Source organism: Roseibium sp. MMSF_3412 (assembly GCF_030733265.1).
In the GTDB taxonomy this organism is placed as follows: Bacteria; Pseudomonadota; Alphaproteobacteria; order Rhizobiales; family Stappiaceae; genus Roseibium.
The window spans coordinates 210,928-231,084 of sequence record NZ_JASHJI010000005.1 but is presented as its reverse complement, the minus strand read 5'-3'; the positions used below and the strand labels follow the sequence as shown (position 1 = coordinate 231,084).

At 58.7% G+C, this 20,157-nt stretch carries 16 protein-coding genes and 1 other RNA gene; 8 read left to right on the top strand and 9 right to left on the bottom strand.

Annotated elements, in window-relative coordinates:
• Nucleotides 1-445: 445 nt before the first annotated feature.
• The 3 genes from RBB49_RS11855 (at nucleotide 446) to RBB49_RS11845 (ending at nucleotide 2,997) form a co-directional block, all read left to right on the top strand.
• A complete protein-coding gene (locus RBB49_RS11855) occupies nucleotides 446-1,138 on the top strand; it encodes a DnaJ family molecular chaperone (RefSeq protein WP_306142996.1) in 693 nt (230 codons plus the stop codon).
• A complete protein-coding gene (locus tag RBB49_RS11850; protein ID WP_306142994.1) occupies nucleotides 1,135-1,899 on the top strand; it encodes an N-acetylmuramoyl-L-alanine amidase in 765 nt (254 codons plus the stop codon). The genes RBB49_RS11855 and RBB49_RS11850 overlap by 4 nt, the downstream gene beginning before the upstream one ends.
• A gap of 543 nt (nucleotides 1,900-2,442) precedes the next feature.
• Nucleotides 2,443-2,997 carry a lytic transglycosylase domain-containing protein gene (locus RBB49_RS11845; RefSeq protein ID WP_306143118.1) on the top strand — a complete coding sequence of 185 codons (555 nt, stop codon included), beginning with the start codon at nucleotides 2,443-2,445 and terminating at the stop codon, nucleotides 2,995-2,997.
• Nucleotides 2,998-3,086: 89 nt separating this feature from the next.
• Here the strand turns inward: RBB49_RS11845 and RBB49_RS11840 are convergent, their stop codons facing one another.
• Nucleotides 3,087-3,761, bottom strand: coding sequence for a pyridoxamine 5'-phosphate oxidase family protein (locus RBB49_RS11840; RefSeq protein WP_306142993.1), 675 nt, complete (start codon nucleotides 3,759-3,761; stop codon nucleotides 3,087-3,089).
• An 82-nt stretch (nucleotides 3,762-3,843) separates the two neighbouring features.
• On the opposite strand from RBB49_RS11840, the gene RBB49_RS11835 reads away from it, so the two are divergent.
• Entirely contained in the window at nucleotides 3,844-5,337 is a 1,494-nt protein-coding gene (locus RBB49_RS11835) for a PLP-dependent aminotransferase family protein (RefSeq protein WP_306142992.1), read from the top strand.
• Here RBB49_RS11835 and RBB49_RS11830 read toward each other — a convergent pair whose 3' ends face one another.
• From RBB49_RS11830 to RBB49_RS11815, 4 genes are all read right to left on the bottom strand, one after another.
• Nucleotides 5,338-5,988, bottom strand: a complete 651-nt coding sequence (locus RBB49_RS11830) for a 3-oxoacid CoA-transferase subunit B (protein ID WP_306142991.1) — start codon at nucleotides 5,986-5,988, stop codon at nucleotides 5,338-5,340.
• Nucleotides 5,978-6,640 (bottom strand): CoA transferase subunit A, encoded by a 663-nt coding sequence (locus tag RBB49_RS11825; protein ID WP_306142990.1) that lies wholly within the window; start codon nucleotides 6,638-6,640, stop codon nucleotides 5,978-5,980. Before RBB49_RS11825 ends, RBB49_RS11830 begins: the two co-directional genes overlap by 11 nt.
• Before the next feature lie 132 nt (nucleotides 6,641-6,772).
• The gene (locus tag RBB49_RS11820) at nucleotides 6,773-7,414 is read right to left on the bottom strand and encodes a TetR/AcrR family transcriptional regulator (RefSeq protein ID WP_306142989.1); all 642 of its coding nucleotides are present in this window, start codon (nucleotides 7,412-7,414) and stop codon (nucleotides 6,773-6,775) included.
• Nucleotides 7,411-7,977 carry a carboxymuconolactone decarboxylase family protein gene (locus RBB49_RS11815; RefSeq protein WP_306142988.1) on the bottom strand — a complete coding sequence of 189 codons (567 nt, stop codon included), beginning with the start codon at nucleotides 7,975-7,977 and terminating at the stop codon, nucleotides 7,411-7,413. Before RBB49_RS11815 ends, RBB49_RS11820 begins: the two co-directional genes overlap by 4 nt.
• Before the next feature lie 373 nt (nucleotides 7,978-8,350).
• On the opposite strand from RBB49_RS11815, the gene rnpB reads away from it, so the two are divergent.
• Nucleotides 8,351-8,747, top strand: an RNA gene (rnpB, locus tag RBB49_RS11810) — RNase P RNA component class A.
• A gap of 34 nt (nucleotides 8,748-8,781) precedes the next feature.
• On the opposite strand, the gene RBB49_RS11805 is transcribed toward rnpB, so the two are convergent.
• Nucleotides 8,782-10,773 carry a CocE/NonD family hydrolase gene (locus RBB49_RS11805; RefSeq protein ID WP_306142987.1) on the bottom strand — a complete coding sequence of 664 codons (1,992 nt, stop codon included), beginning with the start codon at nucleotides 10,771-10,773 and terminating at the stop codon, nucleotides 8,782-8,784.
• A 73-nt stretch (nucleotides 10,774-10,846) separates the two neighbouring features.
• Nucleotides 10,847-12,436 (bottom strand): ABC transporter substrate-binding protein, encoded by a 1,590-nt coding sequence (locus RBB49_RS11800; RefSeq protein ID WP_306142986.1) that lies wholly within the window; start codon nucleotides 12,434-12,436, stop codon nucleotides 10,847-10,849.
• Nucleotides 12,437-12,622: 186 nt separating this feature from the next.
• On the opposite strand from RBB49_RS11800, the gene RBB49_RS11795 reads away from it, so the two are divergent.
• Nucleotides 12,623-13,300 carry a helix-turn-helix domain-containing protein gene (locus tag RBB49_RS11795; protein ID WP_306142985.1) on the top strand — a complete coding sequence of 226 codons (678 nt, stop codon included), beginning with the start codon at nucleotides 12,623-12,625 and terminating at the stop codon, nucleotides 13,298-13,300.
• A gap of 71 nt (nucleotides 13,301-13,371) precedes the next feature.
• On the opposite strand, the gene RBB49_RS11790 is transcribed toward RBB49_RS11795, so the two are convergent.
• Together RBB49_RS11790 and RBB49_RS11785 are read right to left on the bottom strand one after the other, a co-directional pair.
• On the bottom strand, nucleotides 13,372-14,859 hold the full coding sequence (locus RBB49_RS11790; RefSeq protein ID WP_306142984.1) for an NAD(P)/FAD-dependent oxidoreductase: 1,488 nt from the start codon (nucleotides 14,857-14,859) through the stop codon (nucleotides 13,372-13,374).
• 31 nt (nucleotides 14,860-14,890) lie between these two features.
• Nucleotides 14,891-15,337 carry a cupin domain-containing protein gene (locus RBB49_RS11785; protein WP_306142983.1) on the bottom strand — a complete coding sequence of 149 codons (447 nt, stop codon included), beginning with the start codon at nucleotides 15,335-15,337 and terminating at the stop codon, nucleotides 14,891-14,893.
• A gap of 162 nt (nucleotides 15,338-15,499) precedes the next feature.
• Between RBB49_RS11785 and RBB49_RS11780 the strand changes: the two genes are divergently transcribed.
• Nucleotides 15,500-16,495 carry an AraC family transcriptional regulator gene (locus tag RBB49_RS11780; RefSeq protein WP_306142982.1) on the top strand — a complete coding sequence of 332 codons (996 nt, stop codon included), beginning with the start codon at nucleotides 15,500-15,502 and terminating at the stop codon, nucleotides 16,493-16,495.
• Nucleotides 16,496-16,720: 225 nt separating this feature from the next.
• Nucleotides 16,721-19,762 carry a hypothetical protein gene (locus RBB49_RS11775; RefSeq protein ID WP_306142981.1) on the top strand — a complete coding sequence of 1,014 codons (3,042 nt, stop codon included), beginning with the start codon at nucleotides 16,721-16,723 and terminating at the stop codon, nucleotides 19,760-19,762.
• Nucleotides 19,763-20,157 lie beyond the last annotated feature (395 nt).

The window sequence follows — 20,157 nt, the reverse complement described above, 5'->3', positions numbered from 1 at the left end:
ATCCTTGGAAAAAGTCCTTAGTGAATTCGAGGCAGGCAATCTCGTGACCAGACGCGGCCGTTTGTGGGTCCGTACCCTAGGAGATGGACTCATAAATGAGACTGAAATGGCATGCGAAATGGCGAAACTCCGTTAGGAAGGGTGTGCGGAGCGGGCTTACTGCCCGGTCAAGCACGCTGACGACACGGGGTGAAGCCATTTCCATGTCCTTCGGATTTGCCCGGCTTGCTCCTCCTCGGCGTCGCGAAAGGCTTGAAAATGAAGCACATTTCCTGCGCTTCCGCTCCTTGACGAGAAGCAAGCCGCCTCAAACCATTTCTGCCTCATTTATGAGTACATCACCTAGTCAAAGACGGCGACTGCCGATAAGACTCGGGAGCAGCATTGATTCCATGCGAAGCAGGCGCGTCTCCGCTTCGTGATTTGAGCATATCAGGAGCTTTCGGTGAGCGTCTGGAGCAGCATCGGCAGTATTGTCAGCGCGATCGGAACCGGTGGTGCACAGGTTGTCGACCGGCTTGTGCAGCTTGTCCTTGCCCGTCCCGAAGGCACCAGCAGCGTCGGCTTCACCGTGGCTATGATTGCTCTGTCCGCGAAGATGGCCAAGGCGGATGGTGTCGTCACGACAGACGAGATCATTGCCTTCCGCGAACTGTTCGAGGTGCCCCCGAAAGAAGAACGGAACGTGACTCGACTTTTCAATCTTGCGCAGGAAGACGTGGCAGGATTTGAAGTCTATGCCAAGAAACTGGCGGATCTCTTCCCCTACGACCGGAAAACCCTTCTCGATATTCTGGACGGGCTGTTTCATATCGCCAAAGCTGACGGCGTCGTCCATGAGAGCGAGGTTGGCTATCTCTCCCGGGTCGCATCCGTGTTCGGTCTCGATGAACGCGAGTTCTCGAAAGTTCTTGCAAGGCATGTTCGCAAGGATGGCAATCCGTATGAAGTCCTCGGGCTCGGACCAGAGGCAAGCGATACGGAACTGAAAGCGCACTATCGCCGTGAGGTGCAGGAAACCCATCCGGACCGGCTGATGGCACGGGGTGTGCCGGAGGAATTCGTCAGAATTGCAAATGACCGGTTGGCGGCGCTGAACGATGCGTGGGCGAAAATACGTGCGGAAAGAGGTATATGAGCGTTGAAACCGATACCGGCGTGAAGGCGCGCGTGCATCCCTCACCCAATCACGGCGAGCGGGCGACCGGTGCCCCGATCGACATGCTCATCCTGCACTATACCGGGATGCAGAGCGCTGAAGAGGCGCTGCAACGGCTGTGCGATCCGCGTGCGGAAGTCTCCGCGCACTACCTGGTTCAGGAAGACGGTACCATCCTCCAGTGTGTTCCCGAAGCAAGGCGTGCATGGCACGCTGGCAGGAGTTTCTGGAAGGGGGAGCGGGACGTGAACTCAAGGTCGATCGGCATTGAGATCGTCAATCCCGGGCATGAGTTCGGCTATCGTGCCTTTCCGGAAATCCAGATCGATGCGGTGGCCGGTCTGGCGAAGGATATCTGTCGCCGGCACAACATCCATCCCTGGATGGTGCTGGCGCACTCGGACATTTCACCGGAACGCAAGGAAGATCCGGGCGAGTTGTTTCCGTGGAAACATCTGGCCGAGGCCGGGGTCGGTCTCTACGTGGAACCGCATCCGATCGTTGCCGGTTTGCTGATGCAGGAAGGCGATGCAGGTCAACCCGTCGAGGCGCTGCAGTCCATGCTTGCGCTCTATGGCTATGATATTGACATCAACGGGACCTTTGATTCCAAAACCAGGTATGCGGTGATGGCGTTTCAGCGTCACTTCCGCCCCGAGAAACTCGACGGTGTTGCCGACCACTCTACGATCGAAACGCTGACTTCGCTCTTGCGAAAGCTTCCCTCGTTTTCCACCTAGGACTTTGAAAAGACCCTGGGCAGCGGATAAAATCAAGCGTTGTATTTGTTCGCTTTTCGCCTTCGCCGGTTCTTGTGGAGGGCCACTGTCCGGTGATTTTGCGTTGCAGCAATTTTGACTGAAAAAATTTCACCCCGTCACAGTCTTTCTCCTCGGCGCCGGTAAATTGCCGGAAACCGGGCCCGATTTGGTCACAAACAGTGTGATCCGACAAATTCGGGCCGGTTTTGCGGTAAATTTCTGAAACAAATAGAAATAATTCGTGATCTGTACGCGCTCATTTTTGTCCAAACGGTCCGGCAATTCTCCGCCCCGAATTCAACCGCAACAAAAACCAAAAGGGCTGGACGCATGTTACGGTCATTTACCAAACTCACTGGGGCGCTTTGTCTTTTCGCCTTTGCAACATCCACCGCGACACCGTTCGCCATCGCTGCAAGTTCCGGATCGGATCCGATCCTGCATGTCATCGATCCGGAAAAGAGGAAGCAGAACGAGGAGAAGATCGCGGCTCGCGAAGAAGTCGGATCTGGTTCCAAGCCTATCCTGCACGTGATCGAAACGGATAACGACACGACGAAGAAGAAAGCCAAGACCGCGGCCCCGAAGAAATCGTCGACGGCCAAGGCAAAGGCACCCTCCAAGACCAATGCCAAAAAGGCAGTACAAGCCAGATCGAAAACGCCCGCCAAAAGCACCCGGACCAAAAACGCGTCGGCGAAGAAGGACGATTTTTCCAGGCTGATCCGCAAGGCTGCTGCCAAGCATGGCGTTCCGGTCAAGATCGCGAAAGCTGTCGTTGAAGTCGAAAGCAACTTCAACCCGCGTGCACGCGGTCGTGCCGGTGAAGTCGGTCTCATGCAGATCAAGCCGGCAACGGCGCGCGGCATCGGCTATCGCGGGTCGACCAATGCGCTCTACGATCCGGAAACGAATATCGAATGGGGCATGAAGTACCTGGCAGGTGCGCATCAGAGAGCCAATGGCGATCTGTGCGGAACGATCCTTCGTTACAATGCCGGTCACTATGCCAAGCGCATGAACCCGGTCAGCCGTAAATACTGCAGCAAGGTCAAGCGCATCATGTCATCAAGCTAGGTGATGGGCGGTCACGAACATTGGGGGAAAGCCGGGCTTTCCCGTGGGCAAAACCAGACCCCGCTGCGTTCGCAGCGGGGTTTTTTCGTCTAGGCAAATTTGCGCCGGGCGGCCGGGATCGAGGCCGGAACAGGGGTGCCCTCGGGCACGTCATAAGCGTCAAACGGCTGACCCAGTGCCGTGGTCACGGGGACAACGCCGGCCCACAAGGGGGTGCCGAGGTCGTCCTTGTCGTCGACCGGACCGCCGGTACGGACCTTCGTGCTGACATGTTCGATATCCAATATCAGCACTCCGGTCGCCTTGTGCTCTTTCGCACTCATTTCGCGGCACTCGTCCCAGCGACCGGGAAGCATATGATCGGTTATGGCGGCCAGCGCCCGAACCTGCTCTTCCTTGTCTTTGACCAGCCGCGCGGTGCCATGGACGATCGCACAGCGGTAGTTCATCGAATGGTGGAAGGCAGAGCGGGCTACAACGAGACCGTCGAGCAGCGTCACGGTCAGGCTCGCAGGGACACCCTTGGCGTTGTTCTTGACGATGCGGGTCGTGCTTGCGCCGTGTATGTACAGACTGTCGCCGATCCTGGCATAGGCCATCGGGATCACCATCGGTCTGTTTTCGTGAACAAACCCGCAATGCGCGACAAGGCCCGCATCGAGAATTTCATAGGCGAGCGCCCGGTCATAGCCACCCCGGCTCATCTGCCGGATTTTCGCGTAGCGTGGCTTGTCTGCGGCTTGCCGCTTTTCCAGTGTGGACATGGCTTGCTCCAGGTGTGGTTGGATCTTGTAAAGCCCGGTTTCTCCGATAAACTGGAGTTTCAAAAGATCCGGTTTTTGGAAAATGACAGAACCAGTTTTTCCTGAAGGTATCCTTTCGCTTGACCGATCCGGGCCGATCCCCCTTTCGGAACAGATCTATCGCGGGTTTCGGGACGCGGTTCGTACCGGTCTGTTGGCGAAGGGCGCGAAACTGCCCTCGACCCGCCGCCTCGCGGCGTCGCTCGATGTTGCGCGCAACACCGTGAATGCCGCCTACGAGTTGCTTCAGGCCGAGGGCGTCATCACGCTGAGGGCAGGCGCGGCACCACGGATAAGCGAGGATCTGCCGCCCGAGGGAAGCTACGGGCAGCAGGTCGATGCCGGTGTCCAGCCCGATCTCTCGGCCCGTGGACGGCACATGTCGGCCAATGTGCGCGGCGACGGCTGGGCAACCCGGCATGGTGCGCTTCAACCCGGGGCTCCGGCGCTCGATTGTTTCCCCTATGAGGAATGGGCGCGGCATTTGCGCCGCGCGGCCAGAATGGAACGTGGCCCGGACCTGCAATACAGAAATTACTCGGGTGTACCGGCTCTCAAGGAACAGCTGGCACGGCACCTTGCATCGGAACGCGGTGTGCGCGCCCGGCCGGAGCAGATCCTCGTAACCAGTTCCATGCAGGCGAGCCTGTCGCTGTTGTCGATGGCGCTCGCCGAGCCCGGCGAAAATGCCTGGCTGGAGGAACCGGGTTATCTCGGTGCCAAAACGGCGTTTCACGTCGCCGGATTGAACGTGCATCCGCTGCCCGTCGATCACATGGGCGCGGACGTTGACCGTCTGCTGTCGTCCGGTACGAAGCCCCGACTGATCTACGTGACGCCGTCGCACCAGTATCCTCTGGGCACTCGCATGCCGCTCGGGCGGCGGCTCTCCCTGCTCGAGGCGACGCGTTCCGCAGGCGCGGTCATACTGGAAGACGACTATGACAGCGAGTTCCTGTTTGAAGGCAGACCCGTCGCGGCGCTGTATGGCCTCGCAGAGGAAGGCCAGGTGATCTATCTCGGAACGTTTTCGAAAAGCCTTCTGCCCGGCCTTCGGCTGGCCTATTGCGTTGTGCCTTCCAACCTTGCGCACCCCTTGCAGCAACTGATGCGCAACATGGGTTGTGCCGCAAGTGTTCAGGTGCAAGTCGCGTTGGCGCAGTTCATCGATAGCGGTGCCTACCAGAAGCACCTGAAGCTGATCCGCAAGATATACGAAGAGCGCGGAGCGCTTCTGGTCAGGACGCTGAAGGAACGTTTGGGCAATCGGGTCGACGTTGACATGCCAAACGGCAATGTGCAGGTCGCGATGCTGTTTCGCGAACCGGTTGACGATGTTGCCTTTGCACAGGCCATGCAGGAACGCGGCTTTTCGGTCTCGCCGCTGAGCAATTGCTATCAGGGTGAAACCCGGAAACCGGGTCTCATCATCGGTTTTGCCGACGCTACGCCGCGCCAGATCGAAAACGGCGTGAACACGCTGGGCAACCTGCTGGATGAACTGCCGGTACGAGCGCGGCGCCGGGCCGGGATTTGATCACAGGCGCATTTTCGGAACGTCGCCCCGCACAATCAGGCTGGCTTCCGTCGACGAAATGATGTCGTCAATCGTCACATCGGGGCCCATCTCCTTCAGAACCAGACCATCTTCCGTCGGTTCGATGACGGCCATCTCCGTGACGATCAGGCTGACACGGCGCTGGGCTGTGAGTGGAAGCGTGCATTCGTGCAGAATTTTCGGTTTGCCCTTCGCGGTGTGGACCATTGCGACAATCACATGTTTCGCGCCGGCGACGAGGTCCATCGCACCGCCCATTCCGGGAACCATCTTTCCTGGCACCATCCAGTTGGCGAGATAGCCGCGCTCGTCGACCTGAAGCCCGCCCAGAACCGTCATGTCGAGATGTCCGCCCCGAATCAGGCCGAAACTCATTGCGCTGTCGATAGACGCAGCGCCCGGAACGGCGGTCACAAATCCGCCGCCCGCGTCGGTCAGATCGGGATCTTCCATGCCCTCGGGCGGCCTCGAACCGAGACCGATGACGCCGTTTTCAGCCTGGAAGAACACATTGACTTCCTTGGGCAGGTAATTGGCCACCATGGAGGGCAGGCCAATGCCGAGATTGACCAGGGAATCCGGTTCGATCTCCTGCGCCACGCGCCGTGCGATGATTTCCTTAGCTTCCATCGGGCTGTCTCTCCAGAAGATGATCCACAAGAATACCGGGTGTTTTCACACTGTCGGGCGAGATGACGCCGACCGGCACGATTGTTTGCGGTTCGGCGATGACGGTCTCGCCCGCAAGCGCCATGATCGGATTGAAGTTGTGTGCGGTCAGCGAATACTCAAGATTGCCCACGTAGTCGGCCTGATGCGCCGCGATCAAAGCAAAATCCGCGTGGATCGGTTCTTCCAGGAGGAAGTCCTGTCCTTTCACGGTGATGATCTGCTTGCCTTCCTCGACCATTGTACCGAGGCCGGTCGGCGTCAGGATACCGCCAAGACCGACACCCGCTGCGCGGATCCGCTCCACCAATGTCCCCTGTGGGACCAGGTCGACGTCGATTTCACCTGAGATCATTTTCTGCTGGGTTTCCGGATTGAGCCCGATATGAGAGGCGACGACCCTGGATATGGCACCTGCCGTGACAAGCTTTCCGATGCCGCGACCGGGCATCGCGGTATCGTTGGCAACGACCGTCAGGTCCTTGGTTCCCCTGGCGACGATCGCATCGATGAGCCGGTGAGGGGAGCCGACCCCCATGAAGCCGCCGATCAGCAAAGTCGATCCGTCCGGAATGAGCTCGGCAGCCCGAGCCGCCTTGATGGCCTGTTTCATTGAGCGCGTCCTCGCAGTTCAATTCGCAGTGCGGAGACTAGCGTCTGCCAGGGCTGATGAGAAACGAATATTGTGCGACGCGGCATTTTTACGGAGCGGCCCGGCCGGCGTGCCGGCTGTTGAAGTCCGAATTCAGTCGGGACTGTTTTCGATGCAGTCGGCGGCATGGTTCGCGGCCGCAAGTATCTTGCCGTGATCCTGACCGTTACGGGCCAGCGCGTTCAGCCCGAGCAGGCAGGCCAGCGCGAACGCGGTGACTTCCCGTGCCTTTGCTTCGTTCCCGAGACCGCTCTCTCGCGTCAGCGCATCGTGGATCCTGCGTTCAAGCGTGTTCATGCGTGCACGCACGGGGTTGTCGCCGTCGCCTTTCTCGTTGAGCAATGCGCCGGAAGAAGTCAGCAACAGACAGCCTCGCGGGGTGTTTTTCGTCATGAAGATGCCGACATGGCGCACAAGGGCGGCAACCGCCTTCAGCGGATCCGCTTCCGCGTCCATCTGCTTCAAACCCAGTGCGGTGGCTTCATTCCAGTATTTCTCAAGCACGGAGTTGAACACGTCGTCCTTGCAGCCGAACGCGGCATAGAAACTGCCGCGCTTGATACCGGCAGCGTTCTGCAGGTCGTCCACGGAGGTTCCCTGATAGCCTTTCGTCCAGAACACGTCGACGAATGCATCGAGGGCCTGTTCCATATCGAATTTTTTCGGGCGTCCTGCCATCTTGCCTCTGTGTGCGGACGGGCCCCGGCAGTCCTGTGCCGGAGCCCGTTCGTTCATTCTGCTGCGGCCACTTCCGGTTTCCAGTCGAATTTCCTGAATGGTGCATCAACCGGAGTATCGGCCAGGTGGTTCACGTAATTAGACATGACTTTCTGGGCAACGCCAAGAATGATGTCGAGAACCTGACGTTTCGAATAGCCTGCTGAAAGGAACGCGCTGACGTCGGCGTCGGAGACGACACCGCGCTGGCGCACGACTTTCAGCGTGAACTGCCGCAGCGCCTCAAGCTTGTCGTCCTCGAGCGGGGCCGCATTTCTCAGGGCTTCGATAACCCCGTCATTGACCTTCTGCATATGCGCGATCGCTGTGTGCGCCGGCACGCAGTAGTGACACGCGTGTTCCACGTTGATCGTCATCCAGACAACAGTCTGTTCAACAACCGACAGGCTCGTCTGCTGAAACAGTTCATGAAGCTTTTGATAGGCTTCAAGGTGTTGCGGCGACTCTGCCATGACAGCGTGAAGGTTCGGGATCATGCCGAAGGCCTTGAGCGAATTGTCCAGAAGCGGACGGCTGTCTTCAGGTGCTGTTTCCTGCGTGTGAAGCGTGAATTCCGTCATGTTTGGTCTCCATTTTGAGGGTGTCCAACACCCGTCCTGCCAGTTTCTTGCAAACGGCATATAGGCATTCTGTACTGAGTAGTCAAAAATTAAGTTGAACAGAAAACCCGCAGAAATCCGGCCTTTGCAGAAAGGTTCACCGAAACGTGAAAAGTTCGGTCATCTGGACAGGTGTCCCGTTTGGCAGATGGACCGGCAACACGAGACACACTGGAAGCGGAGCCGTCTCGCGGTGCCGGCAAGGATCTGCCGTTCACGAAGCTGCAGCCAGATCTGGAAAACCGGACTGAAAGAACGGGATCATCCGACAAAGCGGCGATATGGCGGGCTCGCTCGCTTGACCTTCAACCGAAAGCCACTTAAGCCGCTAGCGCCAGTCGGCCGGACAGCCGCTGCCGCAAACGCCGAAAGGCCGCGGGAGAGGAAAGTCCGGGCTCCATGGAAACACGGTGCCGGGTAACACCCGGCGAGGGCAACCTCAGGGAAAGTGCCACAGAAAGCAAACCGCCCCGGCGTGCCGGGGTAAGGGTGAAAGGGTGGAGTAAGAGCCCACCGCGCTTCTGGTAACAGCGGCGGCACGGTAAACCCCACCGGGAGCAAGACCGAATAGGGACAGCATAGGCCGGGAGCGATCCCGGCACAGGCCGGTTTCCAGACCAGCTGTCCGGGTTGGTTGCGAGAGGTGTCCGGCAACGGACATCCCAGATGAATGGCTGTCGCGCCCGTTTCGGCGGGCCATACAGAACCCGGCTTACAGGCCGGCTGGCACATTTCCCCTTCCTGGTGCGCAGGGAGGCTTGCAGGTCAGGAATGGTTTCGCGGTATGGAGCGTTTCCACGAGGTTTCGTGGAACGGGGATCCGTTCCAGTGCACTGTCAGGGTACCATCAAGCAGGAAGAAGCTCCGGGTGCACCTGGTCCGCAGGGCGGTCTCAATGCGCGCGATGCCGTCCGGCCGTTCGAAACGCATCATGTGTTTGAAGTCGCAGGATGCAGACAGCGGATTTTCCGGCTGCAGCTGCATTTCGCCGCAGGTTTCGTAAGCGAATGTCGTCCCGATCGCAGGGTGGTGGACTGCGGTTTCACCCTGGTGCCAACCGGAGACCACACTGCCGTCTCCGTCGATGCGCCTGTACCGTGAAAGACGCGGCGCGGCGAGAACCTGATGTGTCTTTTCGGCAGGCAGATCGAGCGGTTCCGGCAGCGGCATTCGCAACGCTGCGATTTCACCTTCATGGCAGGGGAGATCGACGTAACCGTCCGTTATCCGGATGTCAGTCAATTCGGGTGGCGTCCAGATCAGCGGCCAGTAGGAAGTCCCAATGGAAAGCCGGATTCTATGCCCCCTGGCGAAACGATACGCCTTGGTATGAAACCGGATCTCCACCTGCCGGGGTTCGTTTGCGAAGCAATTGTCCGGTTCATCAAGCGCATCGTCCAATGCGAGATTGCGCACGGTCAGCGCAACCCGGTTCGAGCGTCCGTCCGGGGCGACATCGCAGAGCCGCAGGCAAAGCTGGCTGCGAGCCTGCTCCGCAGACACCGTGAGGATTACCTTTGCACCTCCGAAGAGGACGACGTCGCTTTCCAGGGGAAGGCTGTCGAGGGCAAGTGTTCGTGCATCCTCTTCCGACTGGTCCAGCGGCAGGCCGCCAAAGCGTCCGAAATACCCGGTGTCGCCGGACGCCTGACCCACGCCCAGGTCGTGCTTGAGATCGAAATCTGTTTTTGATGGCGTGTCTGCCAATCCGGTTGAAGACAGGAACAGTCGTCTGTTCGTCGTGTTCCGGCTGGCAGGTCCGCTTTCCATCCATCGGCCTTTTCGCACATCGATCGCATCCGCAGGGTCTTCGAACTCGCGCAGCCATACCCGTAGTCGCGGCCAATCCGGAACCGTTTCCTCCTTGAGCCAATTATCCCACCAGCGCAGAGCCAGGTGCTGAAATCCGATCCCGGGTCCGGGGTGCCCCTGGTCCGGATAGTGGTGTCCCCAGGGGCCGACGATCCCCCAGACCAGATCGGACCTTGCATCCACCAGCGACATGACCGAGTTCGAATAGCGGTCCGACCAGCCGCCAACGGCGAGGACGGGGCAAGATATGTGGTCCGTTTGATGCTTGATAGAGCCGTGCCGCCAGTAGGTGCCGCGTGCTTCTTCGCCGACCCAGTTTTCGACCGGGAAGGAGAGGGTTTCCAGCCTGGTCTTCCAACGTTCCATCCAATCCGGCCCGACCTGTTCGGAAGGCGGAGAGGCGAGTATCGCCGGGAGCGTTGCTCCCCACTCGAAGGTGTCGGTAAGCAGCAAGCCGCCCTTGTGGTGAATGTCGTCTTCATATCGATCGTGCGTTGCACAGACGGCGATGACGGCCCTCAATGCGGATGGGGCACTGATGCTTGCCTGCAAACTTGCCGTGCCTCCCCAGGAGGTTCCGAACATACCGACACGGCCATTGCACCACGGCTGTTCTGAGATCCAGTCGATCACGTGGCGTGCGTCGGCAAGCTCTTCCTCGCGGTACATATCCGGCATTTCGCCTTCACTGTCGCCCGAGCCGCGCATGTCCACCCTGAGACAGGCGTAGCCATGCTGTGCGAAGAAGGGATGATTGCGCTCGTCACGAGCGCGAACCATGTCGTGCTTGCGGTAGGGTATGGTTTCGACAATGGCTGGAACCGGCTGTTCCGCGGCGCCGACAGGCAACCAGAGCCGTACCGCAAGGCGGATGCCATCGGGCATGGGAACCCACAGGTGTTCTGTTTCCTGAACTTTCTGAACACCGGACAAATGCTTGTTCATGCTGACCTGAAACCTGATTCAGATGCCGGGGCACCCGATAAAAGTGCCCCGTTTTGACCGTCCGCGGTCAACGCTAGGATTTAAACCACCATCGGCGCGGCAGACGGCTATCGTCCATTCTGCGGGTGACACCGACCGGGCCGTGTCCAAGCTTGTCGGATTGCCCGATCAGGATATTGGCAAAAGCAAGAACGGCAGTGCCGCTTTCTTCCCAGAAGATCCGCTGGGCCTCGAAATACATGTCTCGGCGCTTGGTCTCGTTTGCCTCGGACCGAGCGGCAATGAGCAGGTTGTCAAAGGTTTCATTGCGAAACGCGCTGGAGTTCCATGCGCTGTCCGAGGTGTAAGTGGAACTCAGCATCCAGTCCACCGTCGGGCGTCCGTTCCAGTAGACCATGCACCAGGGCACCTTGAGCCAGACCTCCGACCAATAGCCATCAGCCGGACGGCGATCGACCTGAACGGTCATGCCGGCATTCGCCATGGAGTTCTGCATGAGCACCGCAGCATCCACCGCACCGCCAAAAGCACCGTCGCTGGTTGCCAGTGTCAGGTCAGCGCTGTCCAGGCCGGCCTGTTTCAAGTGGAAACGGGCCTTGTCCGGATCAAATTCACGATGCTCGAGTTGATCATTGTAGAACTGCTGTCCGCGGCTGATCGGAAGGTCGTTGCCGATGGTTCCAAAACCGTTCAACACCTTGTCGACGATTTCCTGACGATTGATGCCCCACTTGACCGCCTGCCGAAGATGCGGATCCGTGAACGGTTCCATGTCCGCACGCATGTCGCAGGTAAAGTGCTGTGTTGCCGGGACCTGGACGAGTTCAAAGCCCGGTGCCTGGGCAAGCCGGTTGGCGGTCTTCGTTTCCGGGGACCCGATCGCATGCAGTGTTCCGGACAAGAGACCCGACATACGCGACCCGGGATCTGTGATGTTCAGCAGTTCCACTTCGTCGAAATAGCCTTGATCGTCCCGGTAGAAATTGGCGAATTTGCGCCCGAGATACTGGACACCCGGCTGCCAGTCTTCCTTGACATATGGGCCCGTGCCAACACCCGATGCCCAATCTTCATTGCCTTGCTTGCCGATGATCATCGCATAAGAGGAAAGATGAGACGGCAGGTCGAAGTTGACTTCCCGCTGCTTGATCAAAACCGTATCAGGGCCGTCGGCACGCAATTCTTCGAAGTTCTGGACGATTTGCTGCGCCTCGGCGACGCGATTGTCCTTGTTCAAATGCTGCTGAAGCGACCAGACCACGTCGTCTGCAGTCAGGCTCTTGCCATCATGAAACTCGACGCCCTTGCGCAGTTTGAAGGCCCATGTGCCGTCCGGATTGCTCTCCCAGCTTTCAGCGAGGCTGGGGCGCGGCGCCCCGGTGTCATCGATCTCTGTCAGCGTGTCGAAGCTTGAGAGGATGGAAAGCGTGGGATGGTCAGCTCCGTTCATCTCAATCGGGTTGAACGTGTCCGTTGTTGCGCCGCCATCTGCGCCGGCTTTGAGTGTGCCACCCTTTGCTGCCGTAGCAGCGCGGGCTTCGGACCACAGTCCACCGGCAAGCGTGACGGACACGCCTGCACCAACGGCCGTACGCATGAAATCGCGGCGGGAAACACCTGATGCGGCATGTGATTTCAGGTGTGCCAGTTTCGAATCATTCATGACTTTTTTCACCCTCCGGAATGGAAACAAGGACGCCTGGTTTTTGTAGTGAGTGGCGACTTGAGTATTATATTACGCTCAAAAAAGAATTATTTGCAAAAATTCTTTTTTGAGCGCGTTGTTGAAAAATTTTTCTGGTCCGGTACCTTGAGCAGAATTCTTAAGTTCAAAGGATGAGGCGCATGCATGGCTGACAGCGGCAACGTGGTGTCATTGGCTGAAAACCTGCTGTCCCTGGGATCGGAAGTTCGCCAGCTTCGCAAGGCGCGGCAAATGACCTTGAAAGACCTGAGCAGCGCCAGCGGGATTTCGCTTAGTCATCTCAGTGCGATTGAGCGCGGCGCTTCCAATCCGTCGATGGACATGCTGGAAAGGTTGTCGGCTGCACTTTCGGTGTCCCCGGACTGGTTTTTCGCCAGGCGTCCCGGTGAAGGCCCGATGGAGCGTGCCTATGTCGTGCGTTCGCAGAACCGCAGAAACCTGAATGCGCTTTACGGACAAGATGCATCCGAGCTGGGGTATGCAGACTCGCTTCTGTCAAGTTCCGTCGGCGGTGAATTCTATATGGGACTGGCGGTCTATAAGCCGAATTCCGAAACGCCCAGCAACCGGTTGCAACGCCATGACGGCGAGCAGCATGGCCTTGTGATCGAAGGAGAGCTGGAGATCCAGATTGCCGAGGAAGTGATCACCCTGCGTGAAGGCGACAGTTACAGTTTCGACGCGCGCATTCCACATCACGCACGCAATCGCAGCGACCGTGTCTGCAAACTTATCTGGGCCGTGTCACCGGTCGTCATTCCGAACGAATTGGCGAACGCCGGAGACATGCAGCCCGGCACTCGCGAAAAGCAACAGCGCTAGAAAGTCGCCTGCGTTACTTGAGAAACCCTACTTCGTTCGCAGGTTCTTGTTCTTATGCGCCGGGCCTCCTTTTATCCCGCCACGTATTGCGGCGTGCTCGCTAGGAATTCTCCATAAGCATCGGCATCCGGATAGGAAAACTGTTCTGCAAACGGGTTCGAGCGTTTGGTCTTTCCGGCTCCCATATCCGCCAGCAGTTCGTCGAAATGCCGGAAATGAAACGGCGCGGAGCACAATCCGCCATAGACCTTGGCGGCGGGCCGTTCCTTGCGACGCCATTCAAGCATCGCTTCAATATCCTGTGTCATCTCTGCCGCGCTGGGCTGTTTGGCCAGTTTGCCGTCCGCATACCGAACCAGCCAGTTTGCGATCATCTCGGCCGAGAGCATCGTACAGAAACTGGAATTGAAGCCGACGAAACCCATGTCAGGCAAGTCGGGGTTCACCGCCAGCCTGTAAACACGGTACTGACCGTCGGGCTCGATCAGCTTGTCCTGAAATTCTTGTGCCAGGTAGGGCACGCCGAGCTTCCAGCCAACCGCGAGGACCGACAGGTCGCAGGGCACCTTGTCGCCGTTCGTCAGGACAACGTTGCCCTCCTCGTACCGCTCAAAGGTTCCCCTGACAGGCTTGATCGAGCCGTCCCTGAAGCCCTCGAACAGGCCCGGGGTGACGATGGGCAGTGAACAGGACGCTTCCTTCTCGATCGGTGCGTCTGGCACCATGTCCCATTTCTTGAGGCCAAGCTGCAGTTTGAGCAGGGTTTCAAGACCGCGGAAGTTGGCCCAGATCAATGGCTTGAAGGCGGCGAAGAGCGCCTTGCCGAGCGGGGAGCGACCCCAACTGTTGAACTGCTGTTCCTGCGCGCGCATGTAGAGGAGCCGTTTGAAATTGATGCCGCCGACGAAATACGGCACCCGCCAGACGGGCTCCCGGTAGACCAGTGTCACCGATCTGGCTCCGCTTGCGGCGGCATTCACGGCAATGTCTGTGGCCGATTTTGAGCCTCCCAGCACAACGACATGCTTGCCTTTTGCCGCTTCCGGGTCGGTGTATTCCGAACTGTGCATGACCTTTCGCCCTGAGGCCACGAAGTCATCCTGACCGGGGTGGGTGATGATGTTCTTGTCCGAAAACTGCCCGGTGCAGACGGCGACGAAATCAAAGTCCTGCGTCCGCACAATTCCGCCGGCCTCAAGCGTGAGCGTCCAGCCGGGCTCTCCGTCCTTCCTGCGATCCATGGAACGGACAATGGTGTTCAGCTGAAACAGTCTCGCCAGTTTGTGCTTGTCGGCATAGCTATGAAGATAGGCATGGACCTGAGGTCCCTTCGGCCATTCGGGATAGTCGTCCGGCATGGCAAGATCGGTGTACCTGTAAAGATCCTTCGGAGACTGGGTCTGGACGCCGGGATAGGACCTGGACAGTTCCCACACGCCGCCGAAATCGTGACTGCGCTCGAAGCCGAACACTCTGTGACCGCGCTCGTCGAACGCCTTTGCTGCGGCAAGACCGCTCACGCCGCCGCCGATAATCGCGACGTTCATCCGTTTCGTCATGTCAAAATCCTCCTGAAACCCTGCGATCCGTTCACGCCTGATCGGGCGGGGGGAGGAAGTCGACTTCGTGCAGGGCCGACAATCGAACGAGTTCCTGCGGGTCGGTCACACCGTTGAGCGCAATAAAGAGGTCGAAAAGCTTGCGTGCCGGAGCAACGCCGAAGACACAGGTCGCGGTCTCGCCGGAGCGGTTGAAGATGCCGTGCGCTTCGCCCATGGGCATGCGCACCGTGTCGCCCGCTTTCGCCACATGGGTCTCGCCGCCCATTTCGACCTCCAGCTCGCCTTTCAGCATGACGATCCACTCGTCCTGGGTCGGGTGGACATGCGGCGGGACAAAACTCTCCGCCGGAACCACGGCGTGCCAGATGAAGGCGTTGGTGCTGTGGATCTTGGGTGTGTAGGTCTGCCCGACAACGTTCCAGCTGATGTCGTCCAGGCCGGTGGCCGCGGATGTGATGCCTGCGCCGTTCTGCATGTTGTTCCCCTCCGTGAAGCAATCTGTCGGTTGGAAAATGCTAAGCTGCGGACACCGGTTTGTTTTATCCAGATTGCGAAAAAAACAGACGCATTGCTCCAATTCGCCGCGTTGACCGGCTCGAATGCTTGATCGAACCGCGAGCAGGCGGCATGATTTGTCATGCTCCGGACCGCGCGCAATTTGCCGCTTGGCGACTTCAACTGCTTCGAAACGTTCGACGTTGACGAGGCGCGCGAAATCGTCGCGCGCAAATTCTGCAGTCACAGGCTTGAGCGGATGTCAGCAAGCGACCGTTTCAATGCCTGCCAGAACAGGGTCGAAGGCAAGCGTCTTTCCCTGAACTACATTCGCTACGGGGCGGACGTCACCATTGATCCGGGTGAATTGTCGGATTTCTATCTGATCCAGATACCGATTGCCGGTACGGCAGACGTTCAAAACGGAACCCGGTCGGTCTGGTCGTCGCCTTCCACGGGCGTGGTCCTGAATCCCGACAGAAACACCACGATGCGCTGGCATGCGGGCTGTGAGCAGGTTCTGGTGCAGATCGAAAGGAGCTACGTTGCCGAAATCGCCACACGGATGACCGGGATCGGACTGAACGCGATCCGTTTTAAGCCGGGGCTCCATATGAACCGGGGACCGATCGCCGTTTGGACAAGGCGTTTGCGTGGCCTTTTCGGTGCGGCGGCGTCGGGGCAGATTTTCCGTCATCCGGACGACCCTTGCCAGCGGCAACTGGAGGAAGCCCTTGTGACGTCGCTGCTGGAAGTCCAGGCGAACACGGCGTCGCACTTTTTCAAAGAACCGGCAGCGGGTACTGCGCCGGCAATTCTGAAAAGAGCGATGGCCCTGATCAACGAAAGGTTCGATCAGGACATCAGCCTGCTCGACATCTGTGCCTTCGCCGGGACAACCCCGCGTAATCTGCAGATCCATTTCAAACGGGAGCTGGGATGCAGTCCGATGGAAAAGCTCCAGGACATCCGGTTCAATTTCGCGCGGCACCTGTTGCTGTCGGATAGCGGAAGCCTCTCCGTTTCAGAGATTGCCGAGATGTCGGGGCATCGGCACGCGGGCCGGTTCTCGCAAGGCTACAAGATGCGTTTCCAAGAGACGCCCAGGCAGACGCTCCGCCGCAGGCGGTTCTGCTGACCTGACCGCGCTGGGTAGCCGGTGTGTCCGAAAGTTTTTTGTTTGAATGGAAGAAATTCTTATCTTAAGTGTTTTATGTATTCGTGAAAATTTTCAAATTGAAATTTGAATAAATTGTGTCATGACGGTCACTGTATCGCCTTGAACATTTAATGTTTTGTCCATGTTGCAAACTTTCTTCCTTCCTAGTCTTGATTCGTTTTAATCAATACAGGTGGGAGAAAGATGGCAGGCACGTTCGAGGATTTTCTGGCGGCATTGCTCGCCTTTGAATCGGGATGGGACAGGGACCGCTACGATGCGGGCATCATTCAGGACTGGCAGCTCGATCAGTGGGCCGGAGGTGGTGTTGAAACCCGCTTTCCGCAATATACCAGTTGGTCTCAACTGACAGACGCCGAATGGGAAACAATGGCGTACCAGTCGATGAACTCGCTCGGGTTTGTCGGTTTCCAGTTCGGTGAAGCACTGCTGATCGACCTTGGATATTACGATGACACCGTCTTTTACGGGAATGGGGCAGCCACGAACACCTGGGACGGCACCTGGACCGGCAAGAATGGCGTGACATCGCTTCAGGATTTCACGACCAAGGACGCACAGACCGTCGCGATCCAGGAAGCCTTCGGCTACAATCTTGAGGTTCTGGAAACGCAGCTCGCGGGCAGCGGCCAGTCGCTGAGCGACTTCATCGGACAAACGGCCAGCTACACGCAAAACGGTCAGACCGTCACGGTGGAACTGACACTGACCGGTATTCTGGCGGCGGCGCACCTGCGCGGTGCCTGGGGCACGGCATCGCTCCTTCAGGGCGGGGCAGTCAGCACGGACGAATACGGAACGTCGATCCTTCAATATATCGATCAATTCGGCGGATATTCCGCGCCGACTATCGAGCAGATGATCGCATTCTACGAAGACCGGCTCACCGGCGACGAGGGGCTTGGCACACCGGGTGAGACGCCGGGCGGAACACCGTGCGCGGGTGATCCGGGCAGCAATGGCGGCGCGGGTGTCTCGGAAAGCGATGCCGACGTGGTCATTACATGGGCCTGGGGTCAGGAAGAGGTCGTGACCGGTTTCGATCCGGCAAACAATACGATCTTCATTGACTGGATCGGGGCCGCGGATCTTGTTGTTTCCGAAACGTCTGAAGGTGCCGTCTTTGCAGTTCCCGCCAACAGCCAGAGCACGACACTTGCCGGCGTGCAGCTGAGCGATCTGAGCAGCGCGAATTTCACCATCCTGGACGCGACGGCAGCAGCAAAGGTTCTGGCTCTGGTTGGCGACGGCCCCAGTGTACCCGACACACCGGATACGCCGGATATACCCGATGAACCGGATACCCCGGCCGAACCTGATGTGCCCGATGAGCCCGACACACCGGGCGAACCGGATACGCCCGTTACTCCCGTGCCGCCGGCAGCGCCCGACGGCTGGAACGGCACTGCCGGCGTGACGGCAGCGACTGCCAGCGTGGTGATCACCTGGGCGTGGGGCACGAACCGGACCATTTCGGATTTCGACCATGAGACCGACACGATTTTCATCGACTGGTTCGGACCCGAAGCGATCGAAATGACGGAAGTTGGCGGCAACACCGTTTTCACGATGGCGAGTAACAATCAGACGCTGACACTTGCAGGTGTTGCGCCGAATGATCTTTCCCCGGCCAACTTCACCATCATGAGCGATGCGACGGGGCAGGAAATTCTCTCCGGTGTTGGCAGCGGCCCGGCGGATCCTTCGGGCCCCGTTGCCCCCGTTGATCCGGACCCCACAGATCCTGTCGATCCCGGAACTCCGGACGGGCCTCAGATGATCATGATCATGCCGCAGAGCCCCTCACGTGTGATCGACGATTTCAATCCGGCCACCGACATGCTTCATCTGCAAGCCGGCATCATAGCGGAACGGCTTGAGTTCGCCGCGTATCCGTCAACGATCGCAGATGTTTCTGCCGGCCTGACGGTGCGTGTTCTCACGCCGACGGGAGAAATCGCCAGCGAGACGGTTCTTGTCGGTGTAGATGCTTCGGACCTCACCATGAACAATTTCATGGTTGCCGAGGAATCCGCCCTGAATGAGGTTGCAGCCCTCCTCGGCCAATCTGTTGAAACGCCCGGCGCGGGCGGCTTCGATGTTGTCTACGACACCGACGGCTCCAATCCGCCGGTTCCGGCTGGCGCGAGCGTGCTGGGCGGCGTCAAGTGGCCTGCGGATTTCGGCGCGGACGACATTATCGGCTTCGATCCGGCAGCCGACGAGATCGATTTCGGCAACGCATCGGTTCATGGCCTGATCCTGACGATGACACCTGCGGGCGAACCGGTGATCGACAACCCCTGGGGACCGGACATGCAGATCCTCCAGGGCGTTCAACTCTCGGAGCTGTCGATCGAGAGTTTCGGAATTGTCGGCAACGAGCACCTGCGTCAGGACCTGGGCGGGATTCTTTCCTGGGAGACCGGCGTTGGCCCGCGCGACGGCGACACCGTCTACCTCCGGTCCCACGAATACGGCGCACGCAACGTCATCGATGGCTTTGACCCGGCGGCGCAGAAGATCAGTTTCCTCTATTTCGGGACGCGGGAGCGTCTGAGTGTGGAGGATACTCCGGAGGGCATGGTGATCAGCTCCCTGCCGAGCGGTCAGAGTTTTGTCTTCTCCGGTGTTTCAAAGTCCGATCTCATCCCTGGAAATGTCGAGTTCCATCATGACCAGGTCATGGAGGACAATCTGGAAGCGCCCTTCGGCTTCGATCAGAACGATGTCACGCTGGTGTCGCGGAGCGCGCTCCTGACCCCTGCGGCGCCTCCCGGCGCGACGACGGACGGCGATCAGGTAAGGGATGGCGTCGGCGCTGTGACCGGGGCACCGGAAACACCGGATACACCTGATGCACCGGATCAGCCGGTCGTTCCTCCCGCTTCCGATGACGACATCGTGCTGCAAGACGGTGCGGACACGGTCCTGGTCACTTGGGACTGGGGACGGAAGTTCGCCGTCAAGGCCTTCAATCCGGCAGAGGACAGTTTGAACTTCAGCAGCCTGGGAGCGTCAGATGTCTCTCTCAAGGAAACCACCGAAGGACTTCACATTACGGTCGAGAACAATGGCGGTCACAGTCTGCTTCTGGAAGGGGTCCAGGCGGAAGATCTGTCGGCTGCAAACTTGACCGCGGCTGACTGGAACACCGTTGTCACTGATCCGGGCGGCGTTGCCGACCAACTGGAAAGTCTCGGCAATTCCGAGTTGCTTGGCTGATCTGCTGTCGTGTCATCGCAGTGAAGGCGCCGCGCATTTGCGCGGCGTTTTTGTTCTCCACAGGTCATTCACACGGGCGGTTTCGGGCGGCAGTTTTTGCCGGGTTGAGGTGGGGGTAAAGACAAAACCTCCGTAATCCTGCGAATCTGATTCTACAAATCTGTCAAGGCTTCATTAAGCATGTTTCGATTAACGTCATGCGATGGGGTCGTGAGCGATCAAATCCAGCCAGAATCCATGGGAATCCATTGACTGCCCATGTTTTCCCATGGTATCCCATAAAGACCCAGAACAGGGGATGCGGGCCCATATCAACGCGGTCCGGGGCATTGATTTACGGCTCGGTGGTAGCCGGTTTTGCAAAATGCATGTCCTTGGTCGTGTGGACCGTTTCC

Coding starts and splice junctions, on each gene's coding strand:
- RBB49_RS11850 (WP_306142994.1), top strand. CDS start 1,135: ATGAGCGTTGAAACCGATACCGGCGTGAAGGCGCGCGTGCATCCCTCA.
- RBB49_RS11840 (WP_306142993.1), bottom strand. CDS start 3,761: ATGTCCACACTGGAAAAGCGGCAAGCCGCAGACAAGCCACGCTACGCG.
- RBB49_RS11835 (WP_306142992.1), top strand. CDS start 3,844: ATGACAGAACCAGTTTTTCCTGAAGGTATCCTTTCGCTTGACCGATCC.
- RBB49_RS11830 (WP_306142991.1), bottom strand. CDS start 5,988: ATGGAAGCTAAGGAAATCATCGCACGGCGCGTGGCGCAGGAGATCGAA.
- RBB49_RS11825 (WP_306142990.1), bottom strand. CDS start 6,640: ATGAAACAGGCCATCAAGGCGGCTCGGGCTGCCGAGCTCATTCCGGAC.
- RBB49_RS11820 (WP_306142989.1), bottom strand. CDS start 7,414: ATGAACGAACGGGCTCCGGCACAGGACTGCCGGGGCCCGTCCGCACAC.
- RBB49_RS11815 (WP_306142988.1), bottom strand. CDS start 7,977: ATGACGGAATTCACGCTTCACACGCAGGAAACAGCACCTGAAGACAGC.
- RBB49_RS11805 (WP_306142987.1), bottom strand. CDS start 10,773: ATGAACAAGCATTTGTCCGGTGTTCAGAAAGTTCAGGAAACAGAACAC.
- RBB49_RS11800 (WP_306142986.1), bottom strand. CDS start 12,436: ATGAATGATTCGAAACTGGCACACCTGAAATCACATGCCGCATCAGGT.
- RBB49_RS11795 (WP_306142985.1), top strand. CDS start 12,623: ATGGCTGACAGCGGCAACGTGGTGTCATTGGCTGAAAACCTGCTGTCC.
- RBB49_RS11790 (WP_306142984.1), bottom strand. CDS start 14,859: ATGACGAAACGGATGAACGTCGCGATTATCGGCGGCGGCGTGAGCGGT.
- RBB49_RS11785 (WP_306142983.1), bottom strand. CDS start 15,337: ATGCAGAACGGCGCAGGCATCACATCCGCGGCCACCGGCCTGGACGAC.
- RBB49_RS11780 (WP_306142982.1), top strand. CDS start 15,500: ATGCTCCGGACCGCGCGCAATTTGCCGCTTGGCGACTTCAACTGCTTC.
- RBB49_RS11775 (WP_306142981.1), top strand. CDS start 16,721: ATGGCAGGCACGTTCGAGGATTTTCTGGCGGCATTGCTCGCCTTTGAA.